Source organism: Haladaptatus ordinarius, assembly GCF_054177595.1.
On the sequence record NZ_JBPEHH010000292.1, the window covers coordinates 1 to 719 of the forward strand.

Genomic DNA, 719 nt, shown 5'->3' on the forward strand with positions numbered 1-719 from the left:
CCAGACCGTACGCCGCGTAGCCCGTCCGTTTGATCCCTGACTTCCCGCGATCACCGTTCTGGTAGGTCACGTTCACCGCCAGCGGATACGTCTGTTCGTGCGCTTTCCCTTCACAGATCGTCTCTTCGGTCATATGTGACGCGTTCACCGAGAGCTTCTTCCGGAGCGAGTCTTTCCCGGTCTTGACCGGGAAGACTGGCGGCGCTGTCGCCCGAAGCACGCCGATCACCTCGCCGACGTAGGCTGCTCGATCCATGAGAATCCGGTCGAGCTCGAATGGATACAGCTCGACGCGGGCGAGCACGCGCTCGACCGCGTCGGCTGCGCTATCGTCGCCAGCAACCGGTTCAACCGCCAACGTCAGCGGCTTTCCCTGCGCGAGCACGAACGCCGTGCAGTACCGATGGCACTTCGTCGTGCCATCACGCGCTTGCATTCGCCTGAACTCGTCTTCGTCCGCTGGGTGCCCGTGAAACGGGTTGTCCATGAAGTCGAGACAGACGGTTCTCGACCGCGACCGGTCGAGAACCGCCATTGCCAGCGTTGCGAGAATGTCGTTGACTGCGTCCAGCATCGGCTCTTTGTCGAGAGTATGGAGCCAGTCCATGACGGGTTCTCTGTTGGGTGTCTCGTCTGTGTTGGTCGTGACGCCGTTGACCGAGGTTGTCCCGACAGCCGCTCGGAGGACCACCTCCATGATATCGCCGGAATCGAGGGGC

General features: G+C 61.9%; 1 protein-coding gene. It reads right to left on the reverse strand.

Going from position 1 to position 719, the window contains the following annotated elements; genetic code table 11:
- On the reverse strand, nt 1-719 hold a 719-nt coding region (locus ACR3FF_RS27250), incomplete at both ends, for an ISH3 family transposase (RefSeq protein WP_458191230.1).